Source organism: Alteriqipengyuania abyssalis (assembly GCF_019857185.1).
In the GTDB taxonomy this organism is placed as follows: domain Bacteria; phylum Pseudomonadota; class Alphaproteobacteria; order Sphingomonadales; family Sphingomonadaceae; genus Alteriqipengyuania; species Alteriqipengyuania abyssalis.
On record NZ_JAHWXP010000002.1, the window covers coordinates 252,897 to 276,265 of the forward strand.

Consider the following 23,369-nt stretch of genomic DNA (forward strand, 5'->3'; position numbering starts at 1 on the left):
TACTCCTGTCATTCCAGTGATATGGGAATGGCCGGGAGCATATGCGAGTCATGCGCTGCCCGGCTCCGGATCGATACTGAAATCTGTGATGGGGCGATGGGTAATCTGATCGCGGAGCGCAGCGTCACGATAATCGGCGGCCCAGTCTGGCGCGCCAGCGCGAATCGCGGTGGCGGACCGGGCATCGGGATCAAAACGCAATGTCACCAGAATAGGTGCGCTCCACTCGCCCCGTTTCCTGAACTGCGCCGGATCCACCCGGAAACGCCGCAGCATGGCCGCCGCGGGGCTGGCGACGGTTGCCATCTCATACCCCGGTCTGGCGATCACCGCAATCGGCACGCTCCATACGATCCGGCGCCAGGCCCGCCACTTGTGGAATGTAACCAGATTGTCAGACCCCATCAGCCACACGAATTCGTGGGCAGAGAAGCGATTCTGCAACGCTGCGATGGTGTCGACCGTATAGCGCGTGCCCAGCTCGCGCTCGATCGCGGTCACCCGGATCGGCGCGCGGCGCGACTGCGCCACTGCAGAGGCATAGCGCGCGGCCAGCGGAGCCATGCCCTCTTTCGGCTTGAGCGGATTGCCGGGCGAGACCAGCCACCACACTTCGTCCAGCCCCAGTGCGTCGATCGCGAACAGCGAGATTCGCCGGTGGCCGCCATGCGCTGGGTTGAAGCTGCCCCCGAGCAGGCCGACGCGCCGCCTTCTGCGTCCGGTGGTGGACGCGTGGAATGGTGGAGGCGGACGGTCGGTCAAGCGCAGCGGAACCCCCGAATGATCAAGTGGTTCCCGCGTAAACATGGTTAACGCCATCGGTATTTAACAGTTCATCGTAGGTAGGGTTCCGTTCGTCCTAACGACTCGGCACGGGATTCGACCGTGTCGGACCCCACTGTTAACCCCCGAATCGGGACCGGGACAACGGTAGGGGTCGACTTGAGCAACGAACAGCAGCACCGGCTCACGTGGCGTGAGCGGATGGAAAACTGGTTTCCGGAGCGTGAGTTTTTCATGCGCTCGCAAGGCCAGGTCCGTTTCATCAAGATCAGTTCAAAACTTCAGAAACGCACCGCCGCGCTGGCGCTGACTGCCTCGGTCGCCTTCGTGGGCAGCATGGGCGTGATGAGCGTGTTGCAATACCGCTCCAGCGTGGAGCGGGTCGCTCTGCTGGAGCGCGAGGCGGATGTGGCCACTTCGGAAGAGCGGCTGAAGGCCTACCGCGCCAATATCGGCGAGGTGACGCAGGATCTGGAGAAGCGGCAGGACTTCATCGAGGGCATGATCGAAATGCTGCCCCCCGATGCAGTCAAGCACGACAATGTCTCCGACAGCACCAACGAAACCGACGAACTGGTCGAGAAAGTCTCCGCCGCAGTGCCCGAAGCGGCCTCGCTTGCGCGGATCGAATCACGCCAGCTCGCCTTCGTCGAAGGGCTGACCCGCTACGCCGACCAGCGATCGCGCCGCGCGATGTGGGCGCTGCGCGAGCTTGGCCTCGATCCGGACCGGATGCTCGCCTCGGCCGACACCAGCGCGCGCGGCGGCCCGCTCGAAGCGCTGTTCGGCAAGGACGATCAGATCGATCCGCGATTCGAACGTCTCGGTGCAAGCCTGTCGCGTATGGCGACGCTCGAGGCGACGCTGCAGGGTGTGCCGCAGTTCGCGCCGACCAAGGCGGCCGCGGTCAATTCCTCCTACGGCTATCGCCGGGATCCCTTCACCGGGCGCGCCGCGATGCACCGCGGGCTGGACTTCCCGGCCAAGATGGGCGCGCCGATCTTCGCCACCGCGCGGGGAACCGTGACATTTGTGGGCCGAAAGGGCGGCTATGGTAACGTGGTCGAAATCAGTCACGGGCAAGGTCTTTTAACCCGTTACGCCCACATGTCGCGTTTTGAGGCGCGGGTCGGGCAGCGGGTTGAAGCAGGTACGGTTATCGGCGCAATCGGTAGCACCGGTCGTTCGACCGGCCCGCACTTGCATTTCGAGGTTCGAGTGAACGGCACAGCAGTCAATCCGCGCACATTCTTGGAGTTAGCCCCCGATGTTCTCAAAAAAGTCCGCCGAAACTCCGGCGCCCAGCGCACCCGCACGGCCAGCGACACCCAGGGCAACGCCGGTGTCTAAGTCGTCGTCCTCCTCGGGGAGCTTCTCGGTGCTCGGCGCCGACGTCACCATCACCGGCAACATCGCGGCCTCGACCGAACTGCATATCGACGGCACGGTCGAAGGCGATATCGACTGCGCCTCGCTGGTACAGGGCGAAGCCAGCCAGATCGCCGGCGAAGTGAAGGCGGAAAGCGCGCGCCTCGCCGGGCGGGTCGATGGTTCGATCCACGCGCGCGAGCTGGTGATCCTGCGCAGCGCGACGATCAACGGCGATGTCCACTACGAAGCGCTGACCGTGGAACAGGGTGCCTCGGTCCAGGGCCGTTTCGCCCCGCGCGAAGCCGGTTCCGCCAGTGCGTCGTCGAGCCAGTCGAGCGCGCAGAGCGAGAGCAGCAGCGAAAGCACCTCTTCGGCGAGCGGTTCGACCACCGCCGATCTGGGCATTTCGCCCTTCTCCTCGGACGATAGCTCGGACGAACAGGGCAACAGCGCGAGCGCCAACTACTACTGATCGCCGATCTTACCCCAAAAAAGGGGGCCGTCGCGAATCGCGTGACGGCCCCCTTTTTCATGCGCTGTATCTTCGCAACGAGGCCGCGTGATCAGCCAAGCACTTCAGCCCTCAGCGCCTTGCGGTCGAGCTTGCCGACCATCGTCACCGGCAGTTCCTTGCGAATCACCACCTGGTCGACCCGCTCGTGCTTGCCCACGCGGGTGTTGAGCCAGTCGCGCAGCGCCTCGGCGGTGGGGGCTTCCTGATCGGGTTGCAGCGTGGCGTAGGCGCGCGGAACCTCGCCGTGGTAATCGTCGGGCACCCCGATCACCAGCACGTCGCGGATCGCGGGGTGGGTCTGGAGCACGTCCTCCACCTGGCTGGGGAAGACCTTGAACCCGCCGACCGCGATCATGTCCTTGATCCGGTCGACGATCTCGATGAAGCCGTCGGCATCGATCCGCGCGACATCGCCGGTGCGCAGCCACTTGCGGCCCTGATGCTCGATGAACACCTCGGCATCGGCTTCGGGCAGGTTCCAGTAACCCTGCATGATCTGCGGGCCGTTGATCGCCAGCTCGCCCGGCTCGCCTTCGGGGGCCAGCTTCGTCTCGTCTTCCTTGTCGAGCAGCAGCAGCCTGGTCTCCGGAATCGGCTGCCCGATCGTCCCCGTCTTGCGGGTGGCGATGTAGGGATTGGTCGACACCACGCCCGAACTCTCGGTCAGGCCATAGCCTTCGACCAGCCGCACGCCCGAAAGCGCCTCGAACTTGTCGCGCAGCGGATCGGAGAGCGGTGCGCCGCCCGAAATGCAGATCTTGAGCGAGGAGAAGTCGGTCTGCGTCGCCTTGGGATGGTCGAGCAGCGCCTGGAACATGGTCGGCACGCCGGGGAAGCCGGTCACTTTTGCGCGGCTGAGCGTCTTGAGCACGTCGCCTGCGTCGAACCGCGGCACCATCGCGATGGTCGCCCCGCGTACGACGCTGCGGTTGAGTACGCAGGTGTTCGCAAAGACGTGGAACAGCGGCAGCGCGCCCATCACGATATCGGGATCGTTGCGGTCGAACGGGTCGATCGCGTCCACCTGCTGGGCATTGGCAGCAAGGTTGCCGTGGCTCAGCATCGCGCCCTTGGGCCGGCCCGTGGTGCCGCCGGTATATTGCAGCAGCGCGATTTCGTCGGGCGTGATGTCGAGCGGGGTCGGCTCGCTGCGCGGCAGCATCCCGTCCCAGCGCACGATGCTCTTCCCATAGGCGGGCTTGGCGATTGCGCTGCGCTTGAACAGCTTGAGGCCCAGCGCCTTGAGCGTCGGCAGCATGCCGGCGAGTTCGCCCACCACCAGCGTTTCCAGCGAAGAGCCTTCGAGCACCGCCTGCGCGGTGCCGTAAAGCGCGTTCGCGTCGACCGTGACCAGCAGCCGGGTGCCCGAATCCTCGACCTGGTGGGACAGTTCGTCGACCGAATAGAGCGGCGAGAAATTGACCACGGTCGCCCCGGCCATCATCGCGCCGTAATAGGCGGAGAGGTAGATCGGCACGTTGGGCAGGAACAGCCCGACCCGGTCGCCGCGCCCGATCCCCGCCGCCTGCAGCCCTGCGGCAAAGCGCCGCGCCTCGGCATGCATTGCCTGATAGCTGAGCTTGCGGCCGAGGAAATCGATCAGCGTGCGGTCAGGGTGCGCCGCCACCCCCCGCGCCAGCAGCGCGGGCATGGTGGTCGATTCGATAGGCGTGTCCCACGGGCGCGGGTGGTGATAATTGCTGCTGCTTACATCCATGTAAGCATGATGCAGGCGCGCGCGCGGCTCGGCAAGTATTTGCTTGAGCGCAGGCGGATTATTCTTCCGCCTGCTCCTCGGCGTCGTCGCTCTCGGCCGGAGTTTCGGCGGGGGCCGCTTCGGTTTCCGGCTCGGCGGGCGCTTCGCTTGCGGTGCCGATCGGCATGCCGCTCAGCTGCTCTTCCTCGCTCGCGCGCTTGGCCTGCAGCCATGCGGCGGCTTCGGCTTCCTGCGCGGCTTCGGCGGCGGCCTTCTCGTTATCGTCGCGCTCGCGGCGCAGTTCCTCGATCAGGCGCGCCTTGTCGCTGGCTTCGACCGCGGGGTCGGAGACAGCGTTTTCCAGCCCTGCCTTCTTCGCCGCAGCCTTGACCACCGCGTCGAGCTCGCGCTGCGAGCACAGGCCCAAAGTCACCGGGTCTTTCGGCTGGATATTCTGGATGTTCCAGTGGCTGCGTTCGCGGATCGCGCCGATCGTGTTGCGGGTCGTCCCGATCAGCTTGGAAATCTGCGCGTCGGTCACCTCGGGGTGATTGCGCAGGATCCAGGCGATGCCGTCCGGCTTGTCCTGCCGCTTGGACACGGGGGTGTAGCGCGGGCCCTTGGTCCGGGTCACTTCCGCCGGGGCCTTCTGCATCTTGAGGCTGTAGGAATTGTCGGCCTGGCCCTTCTCGATCTCTTCCTGGGTCAGCTCGCCGGCATAGACCGGGTCGCGCCCGGTATATTTGCTGCCCGCCAGATCGTCTGCCATCGCCTGCACTTCGAGGATGTGCAGCCCGCAGAATTCGGCGATCTGCTCGAAGCTCAGGCCGGTATTGTCGACCAGCCAGGTGGCGGTCGCGTGCGGCATCAGCGGAGTGGGTTGGTCGGCCATGACGGTCATCCTGAACTGCTCGGCCCCGATCTGTTGGCGGAGCCCTGAAAATGAAAGGGCCGCCCCATGCAGGAGCGGCCTCGTAAGCGCCATTGTAAGGATCGCGCCGCCTTTGGGCAAGGAAGATCGGCATTTCAGAGAGTCGCTCAGGGAATGAGGGTTTCTCCGTCGAACTCTTCCAGCCCGGCGACGAACTGCAGGGTCGCCTTTTCCCAGCTGAACTGCGCGCCATACTGGGCGCAGGTCTGCCGGTCGCGCAGCAGCGCATTGGCGATCGCATCGTCGAGATCGTCGCGCATCGCGCCCGCTTCCTCGCTCAGCACGTCGCGCGGGCCCGGCACGGGGAAGGCGGCAACCGGCGTGCCGCAGGCCAGTGCCTCGATCATGACCAGCCCGAAGGTATCGGTCTTGCTGGGGAACACGAACACGTCGGCATTGGCATAGCAGCGGGCGAGCGCGTCTCCGCTGCGTTTGCCGAGGAACACCGCCTCGGGATAGCGGGCCTCCAGATCGGCGCGGGCCGGCCCGTCGCCGACCACCACCTTGGTGCCCGGCCTCGTGGTGCGCAGGAACGCCTCGATATTCTTCTCGACCGCGACCCGGCCGACATAGAGCTGAATCGGGCGGACCAGCCCCTCGTAATCCTCGCAGGGGCCGACATCGGGATGGAAGGCCTCGAGATCGACCCCGCGTCCCCAGTGGTGCAGCCGGGTGAGGCCCTGCGCGCGCAGTTCCTCGCGGATGCTCTCGGTCGCCACCATCACCCGCTGCGCGGGGCGGTGGAACCAGCGGATATAGGGCCAGAACGCATCAGAGGGCAGCGAAGTGCGCCGCGCGACATAGTCGGGAAACTGCGTGTGATAGGCGGTGGTGAAGGGCACCGCCTTGGCCATGCAGTATCGCCGCGCGGCCAGCCCCAGCGGACCTTCGGTGGCGATGTGCACCGCGTCGGGGTGCAGGTCCGACAGCCGCCGGCCCACGGTGCCGGGCAGGGTCAGCGCAAGGCGGATTTCGGGATAGGTCGGGCAGGGGAGCGAGGGATACTGATCGGGCGTGATCATATCCACCTGATGCCCGTGCGCGCGCAGGATGTCGCAGGTGGTGGTCAGCGTGCGGACCACGCCGTTCATCTGCGGATACCACGCGTCGGTGACGATCGCGATCGACTTGGGCGGCAGTTCGGCCAATTCAGCCAAGCCCCCCGGTTCGACCAGCAGCATCAGGCAACCGCCCGCACATCGTCCGCCGCGCCGTCATGCGCGGCAGAGGCGGTTTCGCGCTTCGCGATCTCGTCCGGCCAGTGGAGGATTTCCATCCGCCCGTCGAAATGTTCGACCAGCGCGTTGCACCCTTCGACCCAGTCGCCATCGTTCCAGTATTCGATCTCGCGCCCGTGATGCGCGAACATGCGGTGCTCTGCGGTGTGGATATGGCCGCACACGACCCCGTCGACCCCGCGCTCTCCGGCGGCGCGGGCAACGATTTCCTCGTATTTCGAGATGAACTCGACCGCATTCTTCACCTTGTGCTTGGCCGCCTTCGACAGCGACCAGTAGGGCATCCCCAGCGCTGTGCGGGCCTTGTTGACCCATTGATTCAGCGCCATCATCAGATGGTAGGCGGTATCGCCCACGAATGCGAGCCACCTGTGGGTGAGCATCACGGTATCGAATTCGTCGCCATGCAGAACCATCAACCGGCGCCCGTCGGCAGTGGTGTGGAACGCGGCGCGGCGGATTTCGACATCGCCGAAATTCATCCCGCAAAACGGCCGCACGACCTCGTCGTGATTGCCCGGAATATAGACGATCCGCGTGCCGCGCTTGGCCCGCTTGAGGATCCGCCAGACGATGTCGTTATGCGCTGCGGGCCAGTAGAACTTCTTCTTCAGCCGCCAGCCGTCGATGATGTCGCCTACCAGATACATTGTTTCGGAATCGGTGCTGTCGAGGAAATCGATCAGCATCTCCGCATTGCAGCCCTTGGTGCCCAGATGCACGTCGCTGATCCAGATCGTGCGGAAACGGCGGCGCTTGCCATCCTGTGGCTCGGGCACCGAAGGCTCAATCGAGGGGAAGGCGGAGACGTTGCCGGCACCGCCCGCGAAGGCGGCGAATTCTTTGGGCAAGCCGTCGGGCGTGGTCTGGTCGAACATGGCGGTGGGCGGCCCCTGTTGTCCCTCTGAAGGGAGGTTCGTCGTCCAAAAGCCCGCAAAGAATATCTCGTATTCCGTGCGGCATATTGGGCGTGGGGTAGACCGCTATTGTTACAGGCGACTCACAGAACGGTTACAGTACCGCTAATTTCCACAGCCTTGTCCGTCATATCGCCATGAAGTCGGCGAATTTGGACGTGCCTAGAGTTCTTCGTCTATCGCGAGCACGATCTTGCCGATGTGATCGCCCGCCTCCATCCGCGTGTGTGCCGCGGCCGCTTCGGCCAGCGGGAAGATCTCGTCCATCACCGGGCGCACCGCGCCCTCTTCGACCAGCGACCACGCCTCGCGCGCGATCTCGCTGCCCAGCGCGGCCTTGAACGCGTCCGAACGCGGGCGCAAAGTCGATCCGGTCAGCACCAGCCGCTTGGACATGACCAGCGCCATGTTGATCTCCGCCTTCATTCCGCCGAGCACCGCGATCGTCACATGCCGCCCGCCGGGCTTGAGGCACTTGAGATTGCGCGCGACATAGTCGCCGGAGACCATGTCGAGCACCAGATCGACCCCCTCGCCGCCAGTGATATTGCCGACCGCCTCGACGAAATCGGTGGTCTTGTAATCGATCGCATGATCGGCGCCCACACGCCGCGCGGCCTCGCACTTTTCCTCGCTGCCTGCGGTCACGATCACCTTCAGACCGAACGCCTTGCCCAGCATGATCGCCATCGTGCCGATCCCGCTGGTGCCGCCATGGACCAGCAGTGTCTCCCCGTCGCGCGCCATCCCGCGCTGGAAGACATTGTGCCACACGGTGAACAGGGTTTCGGGCAGCGCTGCCGCCTCCGCCAGGGTGATCGCGTCGGGCACCGGCAGCGTGTGGCCGGCGGGCACCGCGCAATATTGCGCATAGGCGCCGCCCGGCGTCAGCGCGCAGACATGCTCGCCAAGCCGCGCCGGATCGACGCCCTCGCCCACCGCGACGATCTCACCCGCGGCTTCCAGCCCGAGGATTGGCGAAGCACCCGGCGGTGCGGGATAATTGCCCGCGCGCTGGATGCAGTCGGGCCGGTTGACCCCCGCATAGGCGACCTTCAGCAGGATCTCGCCCGGGCCGGGCTGCGGCACCGGCACATCCTGCTCCAACCGCAGCACCTCGGGTCCGCCGGGCTCGGCAAAGCCGATCGCTTGCATGGTGTCGGGCACGGCTGGCATCGATTTCCCCCCAAAGTCGCGGGCTACGGGTCTGTCGCGAGCCCGCCACCTAGCTTCAGCGTGCATTGACAGCAAGCGATGCTGGGAGGAAGGTGGCACGGTCATGGAAGAAGACGTCGGCCCCCGCCCCGCAAGCGATGCGGCCAGCCAGCTGGCTGCGGAGGATCTGACGCGCCTGTCTCAATTCGAGCTCGACGAACGCATTCGCACGCTCCAGCTGGAAATCGCGCGGGTCGAGCAGCACCGAACGCGATACTCGCAACAACGCAGCGCGGCAGAGGCGCTGTTTGCCAAGAAAAACGAGGATTGAACGTGCCGCGCCCTTCACATGGCACCGGCGGCATCCAATATCTCAGGCAACCTGTTCACCTTGCGCTAAACCCCTTGCGCAGACTTTCGGTGACATTCCGCAGCCCAGCTTCGCGCTGCCATACCCCGCAGGAGCACCATGCCTAGCTTCGCCCAGAATCTCGAAAAGACCCTCCATGCCGCGCTCGATGGCGCGCGGGAGCGACGCCACGAATACGCCACGCTCGAACATCTGCTGCTCGCGCTGATCGCCGACGAGGATGCAGCCGAAGTGATGGGCGCATGCGGCGTCGACCTCGCCGAGCTGGCAGACGTGGTCCGCACCTATCTCGACCAGGAATACCAGTCGCTGAAGGCCGAGGAATCGGGCGAACCGCAGCCGACCGCGGGTTTCCAGCGCGTGGTCCAGCGCGCGATCCTGCACGTCCAGTCTTCGGGCAAGGATACCGTGACCGGTGCCAACGTGCTGGTCGCACTGTTTTCCGAACGCGATTCCTACGCGGTCTATTTCCTCCAGCAGCAGGATATGAGCCGGCTCGACGCGGTCAGCTTCATCAGCCACGGCATCGGCAAGGGCGGCCAGGCGATCGAACCGCGTTCGCCGCGCGGTGCCGACGAGGCCGAGGCCGAGGAGAAGGAAGAGGCCAAGGGCAGCAAGAAGGAGACCGCGCTCGACCAGTTCACGGTCAACCTCAATGCCAAGGCGCAGGGCGGCAAGATCGACCCGCTGATCGGGCGCGGGCCCGAAGTGGACCGCACGATCCAGATCCTGTGCCGCCGGTCCAAGAACAACCCGCTCTATGTCGGCGACCCCGGCGTCGGGAAGACCGCGATTGCCGAGGGCCTCGCGCGCAAGATCATTGAAGGCGACGTGCCCGAGGTGCTGAACGAGGCGGTGATCTACTCGCTCGACATGGGCGCGCTGCTCGCGGGCACGCGCTATCGCGGCGATTTCGAGGAACGGTTGAAGCAGGTTGTCTCCGAACTCGAAAAGATGCCGCACGCGATTTTGTTCATCGACGAGATCCATACGGTGATCGGTGCCGGCGCGACCAGCGGCGGGGCGATGGATGCGTCCAACCTGCTCAAGCCCGCGCTTTCCAGCGGCGCGATCCGCTGCATCGGGTCGACCACCTACAAGGAATTTCGCAACCACTTCGAAAAGGATCGCGCCCTGCTGCGCCGGTTCCAGAAGATCGACGTCAACGAACCGACGATCGAGGATACGGTCAAGATCCTCAAGGGCCTCAAGTCCGCGTTCGAGCAGCACCACAAGGTGACCTACACCGCCGATGCGCTCAAGACCGCGGTGGAACTGAGCGCGCGCTACATCAACGACCGCAAGCTGCCCGACAAGGCGATCGACGTGGTCGACGAGGTCGGCGCGATGCAGATGCTGGTGCCGCCCAGCCGCCGCAAGAAGAAGATCACCGCGCGCGAGATCGAGCAGGTCATCGCCACGATGGCGCGCATCCCTCCGAAATCGGTGAGCAAGGACGACAAGGCCGCGCTCGAAAACCTCGAACGCGATCTGAAGCAGGTCGTCTTCGGGCAGGACGCGGCGGTCCACAAGCTGTCGACCGCTATGAAGCTGAGCCGCGCAGGGCTGCGCGATCCGGACAAGCCGATCGGCTCGTTCCTGTTCTCCGGCCCGACCGGCGTCGGCAAGACCGAAGTCGCGCGCCAGCTCGCCTCGATCATGGGGATCGAGCTCAAGCGGTTCGACATGTCCGAATATATGGAGCGGCATTCCGTGTCGCGCCTGATCGGCGCGCCTCCGGGCTATGTCGGCTACGACCAGGGCGGGCTGCTGACCGATGCGGTCGACCAGAACCCGCACTCGGTCCTGCTGCTCGACGAGATCGAGAAGGCGCACCCCGACCTGTTCAACATCCTGCTGCAGGTGATGGATAATGGCCGCCTGACCGACCATCACGGCAAGACGGTGGATTTCCGCAACGTGGTGCTGATCATGACCACCAATGCCGGCGCGGCCGACATGGCGCGTAGCGGCATCGGCTTCGGCGATGTGAGCAAGGAGGATGCAAGCGAGGAGGCGGTGAAGCAGATGTTCACCCCCGAATTCCGCAACCGCCTCGATGCGATCGTGCCGTTTGGCTATCTTGGCAAGGACACCATCGCGCGGGTGGTGGACAAGTTCATCATCCAGCTCGAACTCCAGCTGGCCGAACAGAATGTCGACATCCAGTTCGACGACGAGGCGAAGAAGTGGCTCGGCGACAAGGGCTACGACCGGCTCTACGGCGCGCGCCCGATGGGCCGCCTGATCCAGGAAAAGATCAAGCAGCCGCTGGCCGAGGAACTGCTGTTCGGCAAGCTGGCCGACGGCGGCGAGGTCAACGTGACGCTCAAGGACGGCAAACCGCACTTCGAGCTAACGCCGGCCCCGCCCAAGGCAAGCAAGCGCAAGAAGGCCGCGCCGAAGAAGAAGGCTACCCCAGAAGGCGACGCCCAATCGGGTGCGGACAAGCCAAGCGAAAGCTAACCTCCGGGAACAGCGGGCATGGCAGGGTGCTTTCACCAACATGCCCGCCGCTCCCTTCTCCTGGATCCAGCCGCACCCGCACGGCATCCACGTGGTGCCCGCCGATGCGTGGGTCGATCCGTCACGACCGGTTGACACCGCGCTGGTCACCCACGGCCATGCGGACCATGCGCGCGGTGGGCACGGGACGACCTATGCAACACCCGAAACGCTCGCGATCATGGAACTGCGGTACCGCACCGGGGCGGAGGACGACGCGGGCGAGATCCCGCACCAGGCCGAGCCGGTTCGCTACGGAGAGACGGTCCGGCTGAAGGGCGGCGTCGACGTTACCTACATTCCCGCAGGCCACGTGCTGGGCAGCGCGCAGATATTGCTCGAACATGCGGGCGAGCGGATCGTGGTCACCGGCGACTACAAGCGCCGTCCGGACCCGACCTGTCCGCCCTTCGAAGTGACGCCGTGCGACATCTTCATCACCGAGGCAACCTTCGGGCTACCCGTGTTCACCCACCCGCCGATCGCGGGCGAAATGGCCAAGCTGACCGAACGGCTGGCGGCGCATCCCGATTCGTGCGTGCTGGTGGGCGCCTATGCGCTGGGCAAGGCGCAGCGGGTGATCGCGGAGCTGCGCGCAGCGGGGCACACCGACCCGATCTATCTTCACGGCGCGATGGAGAAGATGTGCCGCCTGTACGAAGAGCACGGCGTCGATCTAGGCGAGCTGCGGCTCGTCTCCGATCACGACAAGGAGGACATGCGCGGCCACATCGTCGTGTGCCCGCCCTCGGCATTGAACGACCGCTGGAGCCGCCGCCTGCCCGATCCGATCACCGCCATGGCGTCAGGCTGGATGCGGGTGCGCCAACGCGCGCGACAGCGCAATGTCGAGCTGCCGCTGATCATCTCCGACCATGCCGACTGGGGCGAGCTGACCGACACGATCCGGGAGGTCGACCCGCAGGAAACCTGGATCACGCATGGCCGTGAGGAGGCATTGCTGCGCTGGTGCCAGCTGCACCAGCGGCCCGCCCGCGCGCTCGCGCTGGTCGGGTACGAGGACGAGGACGATTGACGGGGACGGCGGAGAGTCGGAGCCTCGCCTGCTAACCCACCGCGACTCCGAACAGCTTGCCCACCCCTGCGGTGACCGCCATCGCGAGCGCACCCCAGAAGACCACCCGCAGCACCGATGGCAGGATCGGCGCGCCGCCGGTCCGCGCACCCAGCGCACCCAGCACGGCGAGGCAGACGAGCGAAATCACGCCCACCGCGGGCACCAGCATCTGCGGCGATGCAAGGGGCACCACCACCAGCGGTGCCGCCGCACCGGCCGTGAAGGTCAGTGCAGAGGTAACCGCAGCCTGCAGCGGACGCGCCTTCGTCGCGTGCGAAATGCCCAGTTCGTCCCGGCTATGCGCGCCCAGCGCATCGAACGCTGTCATCTGCTGGGCGACGGCAAACGCGGTTTCGGGCTGCACTCCGCGCTCCTCGTACAGCCTCGTCAGTTCGGCGAGTTCCTGGTCGGGTTGATCGGCCAGCTCGGCGGCTTCGCGTGCGAGATCGGCCTTTTCGGTGTCGGCTTGCGAACTGACCGAGACATATTCGCCCGCAGCCATCGACATTGCACCGGCGAAAAGCGCGGAAGTCCCCGCAACCAGCACGCCGTTCGCGCTGGCACTGGCGGATGCGACACCGATGATCAGGCTGGCGGTCGACACGATCCCGTCATTGGCACCCATGACCGCGGCTCGAAGCCATCCGATCCGCGATGTTGCGTGCGCTTCGATGTGTGAACCGAGTCGACTCATGGCGTGCCCCCTGTGGCGACAGAATCTGCCACTGCGGTTTGCGGCGCGCAACTGCGCCCATGCGCCGGATATCCGCCGGATCGGGAGCTATCCGGCCGATCCTTGGTTATCGCCGCATGGGACCCTTCGCCGCTTTGACCGACGCGACCTGCTATCTCCGCGCCCACAGGGGCCGGTTGCCGACGATCGGCGCGGCTCTGCGCGGATCCCCTCGAAGGCAGCGATTGGCGCGCGCGAGGGGAGTGCGACCGGTGCCCGACAGCAGGCGGACACCGGCCATGCGTCGGATGGGCCTACTTGATTTCGGCCAGCTTCGCGGAGATCGCGGTCAGCTTCTCGTCGGTGATCACGCCTTGCGAGAAGGGCTGCACGGCCTTGAGGCTCAGCGCCTTGAACTGGCCGTAGGCGGGATGTGCGTCGAGGCCGGGAAGCTCGGCGAGGACGATCGCCTTGGTCGTTTCGTTCGCCATCAGCGTCTCGATCGGGGTCTCGATCGTGTAGGCGGTAGCGGCCTCTTCGTGGCCGGAATGGTCGTCCTGCGCGATCGCAGGGGCGACGGTGGTCGCGAGCAGCAGCGGCAGGGCAAAAAGGGCGGTCTTCATGGCAGTCTCTCCGGTGGAATGGCGGGGCGCGCGATGCGCCCGGCACCGATCATCGCACGCCCAGCGCGGTGCGCAAGAACGGATTGAGACATGGAGCAATTCGCCGCCCTGATCGACGCGCTGGTCTACACCCGCAGCCGCAACGAGAAGCTGCGGCTGATCGGCGAATATCTGCGCGCCACGCCCGATCCCGACCGCGGCTGGGCGCTCGCCGCGCTGAGCGACGGGCTGGACTTTCCCGCGGTCAAATCCTCCACCATCCGCACCTTGCTGAAGGAACGGGTCGATCCGGTGCTGTGGACACTTAGCCGCGATTTCGTGGGCGACACGGCAGAGACCGCGAGCCTGCTGTGGCCCCAGAAACCGACAGCGCCGGAGGAGGCACCCTCCCCGCCGAGCGTGAGCGAGACGGTCGAGCTGCTCAAGGGGATGACGCGCAAGTCGGTGCTGACAGAGCTTCCCGCGTTGCTCGACCGGCTCGATGTGTCGGGCCGCTACGCGCTGCTCAAGCTGGCCACCGGCGCGATGCGGATCGGCATTTCCGCGCGGCTCGCCAAAGTCGCCTTTGCCGATGCGTTCGGCGTGCCGGTGGAGGAGGTCGAGGAATACTGGCACGGCCTCGCCCCGCCCTACCCCGAACTGTTCGCGTGGGCCGCCGAGGGTGCGGACCCGCCCGACATGGCCGGTATCCCGCTGTTCAAGCCCTTCATGCTCGCGCATCCGCTGGAAGACACGGTGGTCAGCCTCGACGATTATGTCGCCGAGTGGAAGTGGGACGGGATTCGCGTGCAGCTGGTCCATGCCGGAGAAGAGACGCGGCTTTTTTCGCGCGGCGGCGACGATATCTCGCACACCTTCCCCGAGATGCTGCCCGCGCTCGACTTCCCCGCGATTCTCGATGGCGAATTGCTGGTGCAGGGCACTACGCAAGGGGGTGAAACAGGCGGGGCGGCCAGCTTCAACGCGTTGCAACAGCGGCTGGGGCGCAAGACCGTCAGCAAGAAGATGCTCGCCGAAAGCCCCGCCTTCGTGCGCGTGTACGACGTCCTCTCGCTCGATGGGGAGAACCTTCGCGAGAAGCCGTGGGAGGAGCGGCGCGCGATTCTCGAAGCGCTGATGGCGCGGCTGCCGCCCGAACGCTTCGACCTCAGCGCAATCGTCGAAGCGCGCGATTTCGAGCACCTCGCACAAATCCGCGAAGGCGCGCGCGACGATGCGATCGAAGGCCTGATGCTCAAACGGCGCGATTCGCCCTATGTGCCGGGCCGCAAGACGGGCTTGTGGTACAAGTGGAAGCGCGATCCGCTGCTGATCGATTGCGTGCTGATGTATGCCCAGCGCGGCTCGGGCAAACGCTCCAGCTTCTATTCGGACTACACCTTCGGCTGCTGGGACGGCGATCCGGATGCCGGCGCGGACCTGTTGCCGGTGGGCAAGGCCTATTCGGGCTTCACCGATGCCGAGTTGAAAAAGATCGACCGCCACGTACGCCAGAACACGGTCAACCGCTTCGGCCCCGTGCGCGAGACCGACCGGAGCCTGGTGTTCGAGGTCGCGTTCGATTCGGTCCATGCGAGCAAGCGGCACAAGAGCGGCCTCGCGATGCGCTTCCCCCGCATACACCGCATCCGCTGGGACAAACCCCCGCACGAGGCCGACCGGATCGAGGCATTGCGCGCGCTGGTGCGGGACTGACCTCTTCTTCCTCGTCACCCTGGCTGACGAGATAGAGAGGTCGGCGCGAATACTGACGTCACGACGGCACCACCGCCGCGTCTTCAATCCTGCGCGCGCGGGGTGTAGCGCCAACACCATGCAGCGCTTCACGCCTCCGCAGCGTCTCTTCGCCTATGCCGTCGCCGGACTTGCCGGTTTCGTCGACGTCACCGGCTATCTCCAGCTGAACGGCTATTTCGTCTCCTTCATGACCGGCAACACCACGCTTCTCGCGCGCGATCTGGCCGAGGGGGCGAGCCGCGTGGCGGTGCCCGCATTGCTGATCGGCGGTTTCGTGATCGGCGTGGTGACGGGCACGCTGGTGGGGGACCGGGTGGCGTCACGACGCAAGGTGGTGGTGACCGGGCTGGTCGCTACGCTGCTGGTCTGCGCCGCACTGGCGCGGATGGCGGAGATGCGGGAAATCTCGCTCGGCCTGCTGGTGATTGCGATGGGAGCGCTCAACACCGTACTTAGCGCCAATCGCGAAAGCCCTGTGGGGCTGACCTACATGACCGGCGCGCTGGTGCGCACGGGGCAATTGATCGCCGATCGCCTGTCCGGAGACCGCAAGGCCGACCCGCTGCCCTTTGCGCTGCTGTGGGTCAGCCTGCTGGTCGGCGCGCTGTGCGGCGGGGTGGTTGCGGTGCAATGGGGTGCCGCCTCGCTGTGGGTCGCGGGCGGGCTGGCGCTGACGCTGTGCCTGGCGGCAACGCGCATCGCGCCCGTTAAAGCGTAACGCCCAGCACCTTCTCGCGCGAAGTTGCGCCGCGCAACAATGTGCAGCGCGATTTGGGGATGCCGAGCGCTTTGGCGACCAGCGCCTCGACGGCGGTATTGGCCGCGCCGTCCTGCGGCTTGGCGCGGACCTTCGCCTGAACGCCGCCGTCGACGATCGCGAGCGATTCGGTGCGCGCGCCGGGTGTCACCCGCACGCGCAACTCGCCCGAGCGGACCAGCGCGCGCAGCGCCTGCGCATCGGGCAGGTCAGCCTTGGGGCGCGCCATCGCACCCGGCGCGATTGCGCGCTGTCCTACAGATGCTCTGCCATGGCATGGTCAGGCAGTTCTTTCCCATCGTCCGTGTTCTTGTCCGCACCCCGATCGCTTCATGATCGAGACAGGCGATTACCCCGCCCGAATCGATCGAGCGGATTTCAACCCCTGGACTGTGTGTCAGGTGTGTCAGGGCTGCCCGCTTGCGGCGACCGCCGCCGCGTGGTGCTTCGCGTTTTCGGCGTAATGCGCCACGCCCAGCTTCATGCCGGCAATCGCCGCATCGTCGAGATCGCGCATCTTGCGCGCAGGTCGCCCACCCCACAGCTCGCGTGCGCCCATCACCTTGGTCTCGGTCAGCATCGCGCCCGCCGCCAGCATCGCATCGCTGGCGATCACCGCCTTGTTCATCGCAATCGCGCCGAGGCCTACGAAGCCGCGATCCTCGATGATGCAGCCGTGGACCATCGCCATGTGGCCGATCAGCACGTCGTCGCCGATCACCAGCGGGCAGCCGTCGGGGTACTGGGGCGAAGGCCCGTCGCAGTGGAGCACGCTGCCATCCTGCACGTTGGTCCTCTCGCCGATCGTGATGCTGCTGACATCGGCGCGCAGCACGCAGTTGTACCAGATCGAGCTGCCCGCCCCGATCGTGACATCGCCCACGATCGTGCAGCCGGGCGCGATGAAGGCGCTCTCGTGGATCTGCGGCGCCTTGCCGTGGATCTCGATCAGGCGCACGCCGGGCCTGCTGGTCGTGTCGGTCATCATCTGTCTCCCAGTATGGTGCCCCAGTCGAGAAAAGGCAGGATCGAGGCGAAGTCGTCGGTCCACGCGGGGCCGCGCGGGTCGCCCAGTTCGATCCAGTTGGTCTGCGGGCTGGATTGCAGCAGCTTGGCCATCGGTACGGCATCGCTGGCAATCGCGACCCAGTAGCTGGCCGAAATGCCCTGCTCCGGATCGCCCGGATCGTCGCGCATCAGCGCGATCCAGCCGTTCTCCAGAGCATGCGCGGCGATCACCGGCCGCAGGTTTACATAACGGTTGGAGATGTGGATCAGCATCAGCCCGTCGGGCTTCAGCGCGCGGCCATAGGCATGCATCGCCTCGCGGGTCAGCAGGTGCAGCGGGATCGCGTCGGAGCTGAACGCGTCGACCGCGAGGATGTCGTATTGCTGCGCCGGTTCGCCCTCCAGCTCCAGCCGCGCATCGCCCAGGTGGATCCGAGCATCGGGCGCGCAGTCGCGAAGGTAGGTGAACACGCCATTGCGCGAGTAGTCGACCACCATCGGGTCGATCTCGTAGAAGGTGTAGCGCTGGCCCGGCTCGCGGTAACAGGCGAGCGTACCTGTGCCGAGGCCGATCACGCCGATCGCGGCGTTGTCGCCGTAGATCGCGTCCGCCGCCGACAGGGCCAAGCCCACGCCCGAGGTCGGCCCGTAATAGCTGGTCGGCAGGTCGCGCCGGTCGGGATCGAGGAACTGGCGCCCGTGGATCGTGGTCCCGTGCGACAGCACGCGGGTCGGCGGATTGTCGAACTGACGCACGGTGTAGACGCCGAAATAGCTGCGTTCGCGAATCCCCGCCGCGCTCTCGCCCAGCGTCGTCCAGCCTCCGCGCGCAAGCATCAGGATCAGCAGAATCGCGAGAAACGCCCATCTGTTGCCCAGCACCAGCACGCCCAGCGCCGCAATGGCGAGCAGCAGGAGGTGGACCGTCATGTCCCCCTGCGCGTCGATCGCCCGGGTCATCCACCAGCCGAGCAGCGCCGCTCCGAGGACGAGCGCCAGCCGTGCCACCCTGCGCTGGCGTGCGCTCAGCCCCAGCCGGTCCATCCACGGCACCAGCGGGGTCTGCGGGAGGAGCGCGGCGGCGGCGAGCACCAGCAGCGGATGCTCCCACACCCAGTCGAACAGCAGCGGCGCGACGATCGCCGCGAACAGCCCGCCCAGCGCGCCCCCTGCACTCATCACGAGGTAGAACAGGGTCAGCCGGGCAGGCTCCGGGCGCGTGGCATAGAGACGCCGGTGGAGCGCGGTCGCGACCACGAACAGCATCAGCACCGCCGCGATCGCGATCGAGATGCCGTCCGCTCCGCGGCTGACCATCGCCATCGCGCCGACCAGCAGGATCACGGTGGGTGCAGTGCGGGCGAGCGCGAAGCCCAGCGTGCTGCGGGCGTTGAAGGCGAATACGAAGCTGAGCAGGTACAGGCCCAGCGGCAGCACCCACAGCAGCGGCATCGCGACGATGTCGGTGGTCAGATGCGTGGTGGTGGACAGCATCAGGCCCGAAGGCACGGCGGACAGCGCGAGCCACAGCGCGATCCGCCGCCAGCCGATCGGCTCGGCATCGTCTCCCTCCACCGGGCCCTGCGCAGCGATATCGGGTGTCCGCCACCGGGTCCACGCGAGCAGCGCCATGCACACGATCAGCACGCCATAGCCCACCGCCCAGGCAATGCTCTGGCCCGCCAGCGGCAGATTTGGCTCGAGCAGCAGCGGATAGCTCAGCAGCCCTGCAAAGCTGCCGATGTTGGAAGCGGCGTAGAGCCAGTAGGGGTCGCCCGCGGACGGCTCGGCAGCATACCAGCGCTGGATCAGCGGGGCCTGCGCCGCGACGACGAAAAACGGTGCACCGATGGTGGCGACCAGCAGCAGCGGGACCCAGAACACCTCGTACCCGCTCGGCCGCGGCACATCGGCCAGCGCGATGGGCAGGAACACCAGCGCCACCACCATCAGCGCGAGGTGGATCAGCGCCTGCCGCCGGATCGTCAGCCGGGAGATCGCGTGGGCATAGGCGTAACCGCCCAGCAGCAGCGCCTGATAGACCAGCATGGCGCTGTTCCACACCGCCGGCGCACCGCCCAGCTGCGGCAGCGCAAGCCGCGCGACCAGCGGCTGGACGAGGAACAGCAGAAAGCTGCCGAGCAGGATCGTCGCAACGAAGAGAGGGCGCGCAGATGCCTTCATGCGACGGTCGGCTTGCTCGCGGCCCACGCCTCTTGGCTGAGCGAATAGAGGATGGTCGGGTTGTCCTCGGGCGGGAAGCGCGGGTCGTCGAAGTCGAGGTCTTCGCGCCGCTCCATCCCCAGCCGTTCCATCAGTCGCCAGCTTGGCTCGTTGGCGCGCGATGTCAGCGCGACGACATGCGGTGCATGGTGGTCGACGAAGGCCCAGCGCAGCACCGCGCGGACAGCTTCGATGGCATAGCCTCGCCGCCAGCGATCCTCGCGGATCAGCCAGCCGATCTCGAAGTCTCCCGGGTTGCGCGCACCCTCGGCATCGACCCGCTTGAGCCCGCAGTGCCCCACGAACTCGTCGGAGTCGCGCTCGATCAGGAACAGGAAGCTGAAACCTTCGCGCTCGTGAAGGTCCATCGATTTGCGGTGCTTCTGCTCGATCGCTTCCAGAGAAAGCGGCCCACCCAGATGGTGCATGACCGCCGGCGTGTTGAGCAGGCGGAACTGCAGCTCGGCATCGCCCGGCTCGATCCGGCGCAGCCGGAGCCGCTCGGTCTCGAGAATCCACTCAGCCACGCGCTGCCTGCCATTCGCGCTGGGTGATCGAGTATACGATGATCGTCGGGTCTTCGGGATCGAAATCGGCATTGGGAAAGTCCAGATCCTCGCGCCGCCGCATGCCCAGCCGCTTCATCAACCCCCAGCTCGCGGTATTGCGCGCCACGGTCAGCGCGACGACCTCATCGGCCCCGAAACGCTCGAACGCGAGGTCGAGCGAGGCGGTGGCCGCCTCCTTGGCATAGCCTTGGCCCCACGCATCCTCGCGCAGCCGCCAGCCGACCTCCATCATGCCCAGCGGCCCACCCGCCTGATTGCACCGCTTGAGCCCGCAAAAGCCGAGGATCTCACCATCCGCCTTGCGCTCGAGCACCCAGAAGGTGTGGCCGTGATCGCGCTGATAGCCCAGCAGGCGATCCTGCGCCCCAGCCCGCTTGTCCGCATCGCACACCCCGCCCAGCCAGCGCATGACCGCGGGCGTGTTGGTCCCCTCCCAGAAGCGCGGCCAATCCTCCTCGCGCCAGTCGCGCAGGATCAGCCGGTCGGTCTCGTGCCGGAATTCGCCCACGGATGCTCAGCCGGCGAGGACGCGAGCGGCGAGCGGCGCATGATAGGTCAGTATGCCTGCGCACCCCGCACGTTTGAACGCGATCAGCTTCTCCATCACCAACGCCTCCCGCTCACCAATGCCGGCCGCGACACCCGCCTCGATCAGCGCATATTCGCCGCTCACCTGATAGGCGAAGATCGGCACGTCGAAGCGGTCGCGCGCCATCCGGATGATGTCGAGATAAGCGAGCCCGGGCTTGACCATTACGCTGTCCGCACCCTCGGCAATGTCGAGCGCGATTTCGCGCATCGCCTCGTCGCTGTTGCCCGGATCGAGCTGGTAGGTGCGCTTGTCGCCCTTCAGCCTGCCGCCCGTGCCCACCGCATCGCGAAACGGGCCGTAGAAGGCCGACGCGAACTTGGCGGCGTAGCTCATGATCTGGACATTGGTATGCCCGGCTTCTTCCAGCGCCTGCCGGATCGCGCCCACACGCCCATCCATCATGTCCGACGGGGCGATCACATCGGCACCCGCCGCAGCCTGGTTGAGCGACTGTTTCACCAGCGCATCGATCGTGGCGTCGTTGGCGACGTAGTTGTTTTCGTCCAGCAGCCCGTCCTGCCCATGACTGGTATAGGGATCGAGCGCGACGTCGCAGATCACGCCGATCGCATCGCCATAGCGCTCACGAATGGCGCGGACCGCGCGGCAGAGCAGGTTATCGGGGTTCCAAGCCTCTTCCGCGGTTTCGCTGCGAAGCTGCGCGGGCGTATTGGGAAACAGCGCGACGCACGGGATGCCGAGGTCGATCGCCTCGCCTACGCGCTCCACCAGCAGGTCGACCGACCAGCGGCTGACACCGGGCAGGCTGGCGACGGGTTGCTCCTGCCCCTCCCCCTCGATCACGAACAGCGGCCAGATCAGGTCGGCGGGAGAAAGCGTGGTCTCACGGTGAAGCCGGCGGCTCCAGTCGTGGGTGCGGGTACGACGAAGGCGGGTCGAGGGAAATGCAGCAGCCATGGCGGCGAGGTGTGGCGCATGGCCGCGCCCCCCGCAAGGGGCGTTAGCCGCCGCGGCGGTGGTGCGCGACCAGCGCAATCCGGTCGATCTCGCGCAGCGGCTCTTCTGCAATGGGCTTGGTCGGGTGCATCTCTTCCAGCGCCACCCCGGCATCGACCGTCTTGAGCGCCTCCAGCGTGGAGCGGAAGCGCTGCAGCTCGGCCCCGCTCAGCTGTGCGCGGGTGACGTAGCGTACGCTCAGCGGATCGATGTGGCGGCCGCCACGGTACATCTCGTAATGGAGATGCGGCCCGGTTGAGAGGCCGGTCGATCCGACATAGCCGATGATCTGACCGCGCTTCACATATTGTCCGCCCGACACCGCGATACGGCTCATGTGGCAGAACTTGGTTCCAAGGCCGCCCTCGTGGGACAGCTTCACCGCATTGCCGCAGCCGCCCATCCGGCCCGCGCTGGTCACCCGGCCATCCGTCGGGGCGACGATCGGCGTGCCGTAGCGCGCGCGATAGTCTACGCCCGCATGCATCCGCTTGTACCGCAGGATCGGGTGGCGCCGCATGCCGTAGCGAGAGCCGATCGGGCCCGGCACCGGCGCGAGCAGGCCGGACCGCTGCTCGCCCACCCCGGAGGCTTCGAAGAACTGGTCGTCCTTGCCCCAGCGCATCAGCTGGATCTTGTCTTTCCCGTCACGCTCGACGCCGGCGTAAAGCAGCCGCCCCGCCTGGCGTTCACCGGTCGCGGCGCGGCGGTAGGAGACGATCATGTCGAAGGTGTCGCCCGGCTGGAGTGCCTGGTCGAGATCCTCGTAATCGCCCAGCGCCTTGAGGTAGGACTGGATCGCACTCGCCGGCGCGCCGACCGCGCGGGCCGAGCGGTAGAGGCTGCCGCCCACGGTGCCGCGTACGCGCAGCGGCGTCTCGTCCACTTCGATCGGCTCGCGGATCAGCGCAAGATTGCCGTCGTCGCCACGCGCGACGGCCAGCGCAAGGTCGAAGCGCGCGCGGAAGCGGATCTCGTCGAGCGGACGCGGTGCCTTGGGCGCTGTGCGCCGCCCCAGCGTGACGTCGATCTGCGTGCCCGGCTCGATCTCGTCGAGCGAAATCGCCTGCGCGACCAGTTCGGCAGCGCGCACCGCGTCGGCCTTGCCGACCCCCTGCCGCGCGAGCATGCGGGCAAGATCGTCGCCCCGGCCGAAGGTCGCAGTCGCCTCCAGCTGCGGGCGCTCGGGCGCATCGGCAAGCGGGCGAACCAGCGCGGTCGCCGCCATCCGCGTGCCGGTATCGCCGCCCAACGCAAGCGGTTGAATGGTCTGACTGCGGAACTCGTCGCGCGCCTGATCATCGAGCCGGACTGCGGGTGCCGCTTCGAGCGGTGCGAAATCGGGCCAGAAAGCCAGTGCGACAGCGGATAGTGAAAGGAAAGTAGCCGCTCCGCGAAACCAGCGCAGGCTGCCGATGTTCTGGGCGAGATCGGGGGCCAGGTCGGCTCGTTCGATCCGCGCTGCCTGGGATGCGAACCACGCGCGCGAGGACTGCAGCGCACGCTCCACGCGCACGCTGGCCTTGGTGGACTCGGCTGCTGCCCTGTCCCTGATCGCGGCAATGTCGTCATCCGCAGGTGCGGGCGATTGCTCCCCTGTAACCTGCTGTTCGGCCTTGGTCAGATCCCGTCTCCGATAGTCTGGTGCTGCCGCCCCGGACCTGTCGTTTCA

General features: G+C 66.4%; 22 protein-coding genes. 7 read left to right on the forward strand and 15 right to left on the reverse strand.

Annotated elements, in window-relative coordinates; all coding sequences use genetic code 11:
- Window positions 1–48: 48 nt before the first annotated feature.
- On the reverse strand, window positions 49–762 hold the full coding sequence (locus KYN89_RS06330; protein WP_222824318.1) for a nicotinate-nucleotide adenylyltransferase: 714 nt from the start codon (window positions 760–762) through the stop codon (window positions 49–51).
- A 222-nt stretch (window positions 763–984) separates the two neighbouring features.
- On the opposite strand from KYN89_RS06330, the gene KYN89_RS06335 reads away from it, so the two are divergent.
- Both KYN89_RS06335 and KYN89_RS15480 read left to right on the forward strand, forming a co-directional pair.
- The gene (locus KYN89_RS06335; protein WP_222824880.1) at window positions 985–2,133 is read left to right on the forward strand and encodes a M23 family metallopeptidase; all 1,149 of its coding nucleotides are present in this window, start codon (window positions 985–987) and stop codon (window positions 2,131–2,133) included.
- A gap of 28 nt (window positions 2,134–2,161) precedes the next feature.
- Window positions 2,162–2,626, forward strand: coding sequence for a bactofilin family protein (locus tag KYN89_RS15480; RefSeq protein WP_346727203.1), 465 nt, complete (start codon window positions 2,162–2,164; stop codon window positions 2,624–2,626).
- 91 nt (window positions 2,627–2,717) lie between these two features.
- On the opposite strand, the gene KYN89_RS06345 is transcribed toward KYN89_RS15480, so the two are convergent.
- The 5 genes from KYN89_RS06345 to KYN89_RS06365 all read right to left on the reverse strand — a co-directional run bounded on the left by KYN89_RS06345 (window position 2,718) and on the right by KYN89_RS06365 (window position 8,605).
- The gene (locus KYN89_RS06345) at window positions 2,718–4,385 is read right to left on the reverse strand and encodes a long-chain-fatty-acid--CoA ligase (RefSeq protein ID WP_222824320.1); all 1,668 of its coding nucleotides are present in this window, start codon (window positions 4,383–4,385) and stop codon (window positions 2,718–2,720) included.
- A gap of 58 nt (window positions 4,386–4,443) precedes the next feature.
- Window positions 4,444–5,256, reverse strand: coding sequence for a DUF1013 domain-containing protein (locus KYN89_RS06350; RefSeq protein WP_222824321.1), 813 nt, complete (start codon window positions 5,254–5,256; stop codon window positions 4,444–4,446).
- Between the two features lie 146 nt (window positions 5,257–5,402).
- On the reverse strand, window positions 5,403–6,476 hold the full coding sequence (locus KYN89_RS06355) for a glycosyltransferase family 4 protein (RefSeq protein ID WP_222824322.1): 1,074 nt from the start codon (window positions 6,474–6,476) through the stop codon (window positions 5,403–5,405).
- The gene (locus KYN89_RS06360; RefSeq protein ID WP_222824323.1) at window positions 6,476–7,411 is read right to left on the reverse strand and encodes a UDP-2,3-diacylglucosamine diphosphatase; all 936 of its coding nucleotides are present in this window, start codon (window positions 7,409–7,411) and stop codon (window positions 6,476–6,478) included. The genes KYN89_RS06355 and KYN89_RS06360 overlap by 1 nt, the downstream gene beginning before the upstream one ends.
- A 201-nt stretch (window positions 7,412–7,612) precedes the next feature.
- Window positions 7,613–8,605 carry an NAD(P)H-quinone oxidoreductase gene (locus KYN89_RS06365; protein WP_222824881.1) on the reverse strand — a complete coding sequence of 331 codons (993 nt, stop codon included), beginning with the start codon at window positions 8,603–8,605 and terminating at the stop codon, window positions 7,613–7,615.
- Window positions 8,606–8,729: 124 nt separating this feature from the next.
- Here KYN89_RS06365 and KYN89_RS06370 point away from each other — a divergent pair, with 124 nt between their 5' ends.
- The 3 genes from KYN89_RS06370 to KYN89_RS06380 all read left to right on the forward strand — a co-directional run bounded on the left by KYN89_RS06370 (window position 8,730) and on the right by KYN89_RS06380 (window position 12,516).
- Window positions 8,730–8,936, forward strand: coding sequence for a DUF1192 domain-containing protein (locus KYN89_RS06370; RefSeq protein ID WP_222824324.1), 207 nt, complete (start codon window positions 8,730–8,732; stop codon window positions 8,934–8,936).
- Window positions 8,937–9,074: 138 nt separating this feature from the next.
- The gene (gene clpA / locus KYN89_RS06375; RefSeq protein WP_222824325.1) at window positions 9,075–11,441 is read left to right on the forward strand and encodes an ATP-dependent Clp protease ATP-binding subunit ClpA; all 2,367 of its coding nucleotides are present in this window, start codon (window positions 9,075–9,077) and stop codon (window positions 11,439–11,441) included.
- A gap of 40 nt (window positions 11,442–11,481) precedes the next feature.
- Complete coding sequence (locus tag KYN89_RS06380; RefSeq protein WP_222824326.1) at window positions 11,482–12,516, forward strand: ligase-associated DNA damage response exonuclease; 1,035 nt, start codon at window positions 11,482–11,484, stop codon at window positions 12,514–12,516.
- A gap of 31 nt (window positions 12,517–12,547) precedes the next feature.
- Here the strand turns inward: KYN89_RS06380 and KYN89_RS06385 are convergent, their stop codons facing one another.
- A complete protein-coding gene (locus tag KYN89_RS06385) occupies window positions 12,548–13,252 on the reverse strand; it encodes a VIT1/CCC1 transporter family protein (RefSeq protein WP_222824327.1) in 705 nt (234 codons plus the stop codon).
- 293 nt (window positions 13,253–13,545) lie between these two features.
- A complete protein-coding gene (locus KYN89_RS06390) occupies window positions 13,546–13,854 on the reverse strand; it encodes a hypothetical protein (RefSeq protein WP_222824328.1) in 309 nt (102 codons plus the stop codon).
- A gap of 90 nt (window positions 13,855–13,944) precedes the next feature.
- Between KYN89_RS06390 and KYN89_RS06395 the strand changes: the two genes are divergently transcribed.
- Window positions 13,945–15,549, forward strand: a complete 1,605-nt coding sequence (locus KYN89_RS06395) for a cisplatin damage response ATP-dependent DNA ligase (RefSeq protein ID WP_222824329.1) — start codon at window positions 13,945–13,947, stop codon at window positions 15,547–15,549.
- Between the two features lie 118 nt (window positions 15,550–15,667).
- Complete coding sequence (locus tag KYN89_RS06400; RefSeq protein WP_222824330.1) at window positions 15,668–16,309, forward strand: YoaK family protein; 642 nt, start codon at window positions 15,668–15,670, stop codon at window positions 16,307–16,309.
- Here KYN89_RS06400 and KYN89_RS06405 read toward each other — a convergent pair.
- From KYN89_RS06405 to KYN89_RS06435, 7 genes are all read right to left on the reverse strand, one after another.
- Window positions 16,299–16,577: a DUF167 domain-containing protein gene (locus KYN89_RS06405; RefSeq protein ID WP_222824331.1), complete on the reverse strand. Its 279-nt coding sequence runs from the start codon at window positions 16,575–16,577 to the stop codon at window positions 16,299–16,301. The genes KYN89_RS06400 and KYN89_RS06405 overlap by 11 nt on opposite strands.
- Window positions 16,578–16,754: 177 nt before the next feature.
- Complete coding sequence (locus tag KYN89_RS06410) at window positions 16,755–17,333, reverse strand: gamma carbonic anhydrase family protein (RefSeq protein ID WP_222824332.1); 579 nt, start codon at window positions 17,331–17,333, stop codon at window positions 16,755–16,757.
- Window positions 17,333–19,540 carry a spermidine synthase gene (locus KYN89_RS06415; RefSeq protein WP_222824333.1) on the reverse strand — a complete coding sequence of 736 codons (2,208 nt, stop codon included), beginning with the start codon at window positions 19,538–19,540 and terminating at the stop codon, window positions 17,333–17,335. The genes KYN89_RS06410 and KYN89_RS06415 overlap by 1 nt, the downstream gene beginning before the upstream one ends.
- Window positions 19,537–20,106: a GNAT family N-acetyltransferase gene (locus tag KYN89_RS06420; protein ID WP_222824334.1), complete on the reverse strand. Its 570-nt coding sequence runs from the start codon at window positions 20,104–20,106 to the stop codon at window positions 19,537–19,539. Before KYN89_RS06420 ends, KYN89_RS06415 begins: the two co-directional genes overlap by 4 nt.
- Window positions 20,099–20,656, reverse strand: coding sequence for a GNAT family N-acetyltransferase (locus KYN89_RS06425; protein WP_222824335.1), 558 nt, complete (start codon window positions 20,654–20,656; stop codon window positions 20,099–20,101). The genes KYN89_RS06420 and KYN89_RS06425 overlap by 8 nt, the downstream gene beginning before the upstream one ends.
- A 6-nt stretch (window positions 20,657–20,662) precedes the next feature.
- Window positions 20,663–21,658 carry a porphobilinogen synthase gene (hemB, locus tag KYN89_RS06430; RefSeq protein WP_222824336.1) on the reverse strand — a complete coding sequence of 332 codons (996 nt, stop codon included), beginning with the start codon at window positions 21,656–21,658 and terminating at the stop codon, window positions 20,663–20,665.
- 43 nt (window positions 21,659–21,701) lie between these two features.
- Window positions 21,702–23,207: a peptidoglycan DD-metalloendopeptidase family protein gene (locus KYN89_RS06435; RefSeq protein WP_346727204.1), complete on the reverse strand. Its 1,506-nt coding sequence runs from the start codon at window positions 23,205–23,207 to the stop codon at window positions 21,702–21,704.
- Between the last annotated feature and the right edge of the window lie 162 nt (window positions 23,208–23,369).